The following is a 7,434-nucleotide window of genomic DNA, read 5'->3' as shown; positions in this document are numbered from 1 at the left end:
TTTGTAGGTTGTCTTCAAATTTGTTAGAATTTAAATGAAGATTGCTAAATTCAAAAGTACTATATGATAATCCATACCCAAACTCATAAGCTACAGGAACTCCAAAAGTATTGTAATAACGATAACCAACATATATACCTTCTTCATAAACAATTTCCCAAGGAACACGTTTCATAAATGAAAATCCAGATTGGTCTGGCTTATCATCTTCTTCGCCTACTAATTTAACTTCTTGTCCAGGAAAATTTTTCGCTGTTGGTGTGTCATCATACGACATTGGGAAGCTTACTGCCAATTTGCCCGAAGGATTCACATCTCCTTTAAGAATATCAACAATGGAATTTCCTGCTTCTTGCCCAGGTTGCCAAGCACAAAGAATTGCATCTGGTAGATTATTCCAACTTGCTGTTTCAATTACGCCACCAATGTTTAAAATAACAATTACTTTTTTACCATTTTTATGAAACGCTTCAGAAACATTTTGAATCATTTCTTTTTCATTTTCATTCAGATAAAAGTCACCAGATTCAGCTTTACGGTCTCCTCCTTCACCTGAATTTCGTCCAATAGTAATTAGTGCTATATCATTTTTATTAGCCATTTTTGCAGCTATTTCTTTAGAAACTGACATTTCAGCTACAGGAACTGTACCTCCCATAAAATCGGTTAAAAAATTTCCTGATTTTAAATTCTTAGCTCTTTCGGTTTCTATGTGTTTTGTATATATTTCAGCCAATTCGCTGTCTGGAGTAAGTCCGCCATTTATTAATCCGTCAAATAATGAAATTATATAGGCTTCATTCACATCTCCACTACCTGTTCCTCCTGCAATAATATCTAAAGATGTTACTCCAAATGTTGCAACATTTTTAACTTCTTTTGAAATAGGAAGTGCTTTATTGTTGTTTTTTAGTAAAACCATTCCGTCAGTTGCAGCCTTGCGTGTAATAGAAGCATGAGCTTCTAAATTTGGTTTATTTGAAATAGGATGATTGTTGAATCTTGGAGTTTTTAGCATTATATTCAAGATTCTTTCTACATTTCTATCTAATATTTTTTCGTCTAATTTACCCGATTTAACAAGTTCAACAAGTTGTTCAACTTGCTGAGGTGTTCCAGGTTGAATCATGTCGTTTCCTGCATTCATTTGTGCCACAAGGTCACTACCACCACCCCAATCAGTCATTACATAACCTTTAAAACCCCAATCGTCTCTTAAAATTTTTGTTAGTAGATCTTCACTTTCAGAAGCATATGTTCCATTGATTTTGTTATAAGAAGACATTACTGTCCAAGGTTGCGATTCTTTAACGGCTATTTCAAATCCTTTTAAATAAATTTCTCTTAATGCACGTTCACTAACAATAGTGTTTACAGATAGGCGATTGGTTTCTGAATTATTAGCAGCAAAATGTTTAATTGAAGTTCCAACTTCGTTTGATTGCACACCGTTAACCATGGCTGCAGCCATTTTACCTGTTAATAATGGATCTTCAGAATAATATTCAAAATTTCGACCACATAAAGGATCGCGTTGAATGTTTAATGCAGGTGCAAGCAGAATATCTGAACCATATTCTTTTACTTCTTCTCCCATTGCTTTACCCACATTATAAACTAATTGAGTATCCCAAGTTGAAGCTAAAACAGTTGCAATAGGAAAAGCGGTACAATAAAAAGTTTGGTCAGTACTTTTACGAATAGGTTTAATTCTTAAACCTGCCGGACCATCTGTAAGCACTTGACTTGTAATATTTAAAGAAGGAAATTCAGCAGTAACTCCAGCTGTTCCAGGAAGGTAAGTCCATAGTTTTTCAACCATTTTTACATAATTGGTGTCTTTAGATTTTACAATTCCATTAAATCCTGAAGGCATTTTAGACAATACAGAATCAGGCATAAATTTTGTCATTTCTTCAGGTAATTCTATAAGCATACCTGTGCCAATTACCAATTGTGCTTTTTGCTCTAGCGTCATTGATTTTACCATTTTTTGCACTTCACTAACTTCTTTTACTTTTTCACATGCTGTAAAAAGTGAAAAACAAATTATACATACAAAAATGATGGTTGCGGTTTTTAGATTTAGATGTTTCATTAATTATTAATTAGGTTTATTTTTAATTTGAAATATTTCTTTATTTTGTATTAATTATATTTCAATGTGTCAATACGACACAATAATACAAATTTAATTTAAAATTTCAAATGGAATTCATCATTTATTGTTATTTTGCAATCATAAATTATTTAATAAAAAAATGACAATTTCAACCGTGAATACTGAAAAATCATTTTTAAACCACATTTCATTAGATTGTGTAATTTTTGGGTTTCATGAAGGTGAGCTAAGAGTGTTGTCTCTATTCTACGAATCTTTAAAATTATATGCTTTACCTGGAGGGTTTATAGGAATTAATGAATCACTTGAGGAAGCGGCTTATATAGTTTTGAAAGAAAGAACAGGGCTAGATGCTATTTTTTTAAAACAATTTCATGTTTTTAGTGACTTTGAGCGTTCTAAACAGAATCCCTTAGTTGAAAAAATTACTAAATCTAATGCTACAATTAATTCTGATTTTTTTGATCAGCGATTTATTACTGTTGGATTTTACGCACTTGTAGAATATACGAAAGTGAATCCTACGCCCGATTTTATCTCAGACAGTTGCAAATGGGTAAGTTTAAATGAAAAAATCGATTTTATATTAGATCATTCTAAAATAATTAACAAAGCACTTCAATCGCTTCGAGAACAATTAAACAGTCAGCCTATAGGATACAATCTTCTGCCTGATAAATTCACGATGTCTGAATTGCGAGTACTTTATGAAACTATTTTGGGAAAAGAATTAGATAGAAGAAATTTTCAACGTAAAATAATGTCGTATAATATTTTAAATAAATTAAATGAACGCAGAAAAGGAGGAGCTCACAAATCACCTTTTTTGTTTGAATTTAATCTTGAAAATTATAAAAAAGCCCTCAATGATGGTTTACAAGGAGGTTGGTAATATATTGAGTTACTTTAAGTTTAAAATAATGGATTATCTAAATAGTAAAGACATTAAAGCAAACAAAAAAGCCTTAACAAATTAATGTTAAGACTCTTTTTGCTCCCCTTCTTGACAAAAGCTGCAGCTGGAATTCAATAATTCAATACTCAATTATAAGAAAATTAATGAGTTAACTTTTTTGGTTTCTTTAAAGTTATACTTTTTTATTTCATTTTAATCTTTGCTATTTTAATTTGACATTACCTTTTCGTAAAAATACTGTAAGATAAATGAAGTGATTCAACCTATTTAAATTTAAATAAAACTCTTTATCAAAAAGTCCAAATTAGTTTGAAGACATACACAATTAGCATAGAGTTCATTCCAATTTTATCAATTAATTCAGCATACCAAAAATCTAAATATTCTTGATGTGTTTTAAATTGGTTTCTAATAAAGCCTGATAATAAGTTTGACGTTCCTGAAGAATAATTCCAACTGTTATTTGGCTCACCTGTTAATGGTTTTTCCTTTTGAGATTTAGACATATCTTTTGCTAAAAACAACATTTTAGTAACATCAGACATGGTGTTGTAATCTTCATTCCATTCCAAGCCACTATTCATATGTAGTAAATCATTTAAGGTTATTTTAGCACGTTCGTCATTTTCCCATTCAGGGAATAGGTTATTTTGATTCACTTTAATTCTACCTTGTTTCTCCAAAATTCCTAAAACGGCACTGGTAATACTTTTGGTCATAGACCAGCCTAAAATTTTTGAATTTTTATCAAAACCTTCTGCGTATTTTTCTTCAATTATTTGATCTTTATAAATAACTACCACTGCTCTAGTTTTTTTAATATAATCTTCATTCTTATCAAACGCATTTAAAACCGCTGTTTGTAATTCGTTATAATTAATATTACTAAAAATGGTATCTTTTTGTGCTTCATCTCCATACGGATATGGTAAATTGTTAGTTAATTTTGTTCTGTTTGGAACTAAAAATTTGGTATCCTCTTCAAAATCATCCAATACTAAAATACTTCCTAAACCTTCTTTATAAATAGCTTTCCTTTTCATAAAACCATACACTGAAGCGGTTGCAGATTTATCTTCATAGTCTACTTTATCTTCTGCAATAGCTATTGGCGAAAAATTATTGTCTTGTTTATCAGTTACTTCCAATGTTCTTCCTGCTAAAAAAACTGAAGAACTCATATTTTTAGCTGAATACCCCGAAATTATATTTAACCGTGGGTAATTGGTATAAACAACATAAATGGTTGCTAAAACTAATAATAACAGAGTGTACTTTACTATTTTTTTCATTGTGATTCATTTTATAATATGCAGTAAAAATAACATTTATTTTGTCAGTTTAAAAAAAAAATATACATTTGTAAGCGTTTACTCACTTACTAATTAAATTTTATGTTAAGATTAAATACAGAAACAAGAAAGGTACAAATTAAAAAGGCTGTTTTAGATATTATTTCAAATGAGGGTTTGTCTAAACTTTCAACAAAGAATTTAGCCGCTAAAGTTGGCGTAAGTGAAGGTACAATTTATAGACATTTTAACAGTAAAAAAGAGATACTTTTATCATTGGTTGAAGATGTTTATACTAATTTGGTAGTCAATCAAAAAACAATTATTAAATCGGATATAACACCTTCAATTAAATTATTTACCTTTTTATGTAAACAAATTAAGTATTTAATAAATAATAAAGGGGTGACCATTTTATTGCTTTCTGAAGCAACCCACGCAAATGATTCAGATTTAAAAGAAAAGCTGCTTGAAATTTTAAAAGCGCACAAAGAAATGTTAAAACTAATTGTTGAAGATGGTATAAATAAAGGGATGTGGGATGAAAATTTAGATTGTGATGCGTTTGTAACATTGTATATGGGCATCCCAGCTATTTTAAATATAGAACTGATACTTAATAAAGGAACTTTTAATCATGAAAACTTCTGTAATAAAATGTTTACGTTGTTAGAACGTATATTAAAAATGTAAAAAAATTTATCTATATAAGTAAGTGAGTAATCACTATTAAACTAATGTCAAAAATGAAAAACAACATTTTATCCACCGTTTTAATCCTTTTCTTCTTTGCTCCTATAACTATCCAAGCACAAGAAGTTAATAATATACAAGATTTATTTACAGCACTTAAATCAAATCCGCAAACTAAGAGCGATAGTTTAGCGTTTGAAAAGGCTAAAACAGGTAAGCAATTGGCTTTAAGTAATTTATTACCTACAATAACAACTTTTGGAACATATGAAAATTACTCAACACCAGCAGGAATGTTACCAATTACACCAAATGAATCTTCTTATTTGGTCCAACATCAAGAAATGCCACAACCTTTTAGTGATCAAATATTTAGAACGGGTCTTAGTATTTCAATGCCTGTATTTATCAAATCAATATATACAACCGCAAACAAAGCAAAACACTTACAAAAATCTGCGCAAGCCAAACAACACATTAATTTATTACAAAATGAGGCTATTATTGTCAGTTCAAATGCCAATTTATTATATATAGATGCACTTACCAAAGCACTTGAAAGCAAAAAACTATCTCTTTTAAAAACAAAAGAAATTGTTGATGTTAAAGTTAACAACGGAAGAGCGTCTGAATCTAATTTATTAATTATTCAAAATGCTATTAATCAAGTAGATGCAACAATTAATGATATTGCTATTAATAGAGAGGCTGCATTGGCTTCAATTAAAACATTAACAGGAATTAGATTAAATACGCCAGTTGAAATGATAGAAACAACTTCATTAGACACCAGTTCGATTAAATCGCTAGAACCAATTGAACAAAAAGTATTGGCTGATAAATTAGGCTTAAGAGCTGAAAAAGAAAAATTGCTGCCTTCCATATTATTTAAAGGAAATTACAACCACAGTTTTGCAAATGCGTATAATAATAATAATATGGCCATAGACAGAAACTACACAGAATTTGGCTTGGTAGTTAGTTTCCCTATTTTTAATAAGAATCAGTATTCTCAAATTAAAAAAAGTAAAATTGAATACAACGAAACTCAAAATGAGTATGATAAAATGAAGTTAGCTTTAGAATCTCAGGCAGATCAATTTCAAAAAAGTCTTCAATTATTGTATAAATCCGAAAAATTGTATCAACAAAACGTGGAAGATAAAGAAGCCATTTTAGCCATTGAAAAAGTGAGTTATCAGTCTGGAAGAATAACTATTGAAGATTATTTAAAATATGAAGACGATTTGGTGCTGGAAAAATCTAAACACTATAAAGCACAAGCCGAAAAATGGCAAACATTGGTAAAATTAGCAGTAATTTATGGTAATAACATTGAAAACTTAGTAAAATGAAAACGATAAAAAACAAAAAAACAATAGGAATAATTGCAGTGGTTGCCATTGTAATTTTAGCAATTTTTGCTGTAGTAAACGCAAAACGAAAAGAAGCTGCAATGCCTATAGCAAAACAATATGCTATTGTAGTATCAACCTTTAAACCCAAAGCAGAAGAAGTTATCCTGACACTTCCGTATTTGGCTCAAACTGAAAATGATAGAGATGTTAACTTGTCATCTAAAGTTACTGCTCGTGTAAATTACATAAAACCCAGCGGTTCAAAAGTAAAAAAAGGCGAAGTTATTGCCCGATTAGATAACACAACAATTCAAACAAACAATATAAGTTTAAACTCACAAATTAAGGCAGCTAAATCGGCCCTTAATAATTTGGAAGAAACTCACAATAGAACCAAAGAATTATTAGCAATAAAAGGTGCTTCCGAAGAACAATCTCAAATGGAAGAAAGCAATATTGAAGCTGCTAAAGCAAAATTAGAATCCTTATATCAAAATCAAATTGATGTTGCCAATACATTAACCTATGCAACCATCACTTCACCTGTAGATGGCGTTATTTCTAAAACTTCAGTAAACATTGGCGATATGTGTTTGCCCGGACATCCTGTTGCCACAATCAGTGCCTCCAATGGTTTTTACTTGTTGTTAAGAATTCCAACAGACTTACCTATTTATGGTGTAAATTTTAACAACGAAAACTTTTCGGCTATCGCCTTAAACAGCACCTTTAATAATTTGGCAGAATACAAAGTATATGTCAATTCAAAAGGATTTACCACCGGAGATAGAATAGAAGTTAGCGTACTTGTATTTAAAGGAAATAGCATAAAATTACCTTTTGATGCGGTTTTAAACCGTGATGGAAAAAGCTTTGTTTTAGCTAAAGAAAATGATAAAGTGAACTTAATTCCTATTAATATCATTCAAACAGGAGAAGAAGGTATTGTGATAAGCAATAAAGAGTTAGCAGGTAAAGAACTTGTTGTTGCCAAACAAGATATTTTATTAAAACTATTAGGAGGATCTTCTATAATAACTAAAAAATAAAACC

The 7,434-nt window shown here is 30.1% G+C and carries 6 protein-coding genes; 4 read left to right on the top strand and 2 right to left on the bottom strand.

Annotation, left to right across the window (positions count from 1 at the left end):
• A partial coding sequence (locus ABYI63_RS14160; RefSeq protein ID WP_372757179.1) for a glycoside hydrolase family 3 N-terminal domain-containing protein occupies nt 1-2,098 on the bottom strand: 2,098 nt, incomplete at its 3' end.
• 163 nt (nt 2,099-2,261) lie between these two features.
• Here ABYI63_RS14160 and ABYI63_RS14155 point away from each other — a divergent pair.
• Complete coding sequence (locus ABYI63_RS14155; RefSeq protein WP_372757177.1) at nt 2,262-3,014, top strand: NUDIX domain-containing protein; 753 nt, start codon at nt 2,262-2,264, stop codon at nt 3,012-3,014.
• Between the two features lie 314 nt (nt 3,015-3,328).
• Here ABYI63_RS14155 and ABYI63_RS14150 read toward each other — a convergent pair whose 3' ends face one another.
• Nucleotides 3,329-4,330, bottom strand: a complete 1,002-nt coding sequence (locus ABYI63_RS14150) for a serine hydrolase domain-containing protein (protein WP_372757175.1) — start codon at nt 4,328-4,330, stop codon at nt 3,329-3,331.
• 102 nt (nt 4,331-4,432) lie between these two features.
• On the opposite strand from ABYI63_RS14150, the gene ABYI63_RS14145 reads away from it, so the two are divergent.
• The 3 genes from ABYI63_RS14145 to ABYI63_RS14135 are packed head-to-tail and all read left to right on the top strand — an operon-like array spanning nt 4,433 to nt 7,430.
• Complete coding sequence (locus ABYI63_RS14145) at nt 4,433-5,023, top strand: TetR/AcrR family transcriptional regulator (protein ID WP_372757174.1); 591 nt, start codon at nt 4,433-4,435, stop codon at nt 5,021-5,023.
• 53 nt (nt 5,024-5,076) lie between these two features.
• On the top strand, nt 5,077-6,378 hold the full coding sequence (locus ABYI63_RS14140) for a TolC family protein (protein WP_372757172.1): 1,302 nt from the start codon (nt 5,077-5,079) through the stop codon (nt 6,376-6,378).
• A complete protein-coding gene (locus ABYI63_RS14135; RefSeq protein ID WP_372757171.1) occupies nt 6,375-7,430 on the top strand; it encodes an efflux RND transporter periplasmic adaptor subunit in 1,056 nt (351 codons plus the stop codon). The genes ABYI63_RS14140 and ABYI63_RS14135 overlap by 4 nt, the downstream gene beginning before the upstream one ends.
• The last annotated feature ends 4 nt before the right edge of the window (nt 7,431-7,434 follow it).

It is taken from the genome of Mariniflexile sp., assembly GCF_041583155.1.
Classification (GTDB): Bacteria; Bacteroidota; Bacteroidia; order Flavobacteriales; family Flavobacteriaceae; genus Mariniflexile.
Note: the sequence above shows the minus strand (reverse complement) of the source record. Positions and strands in the feature narration are given on the sequence as shown.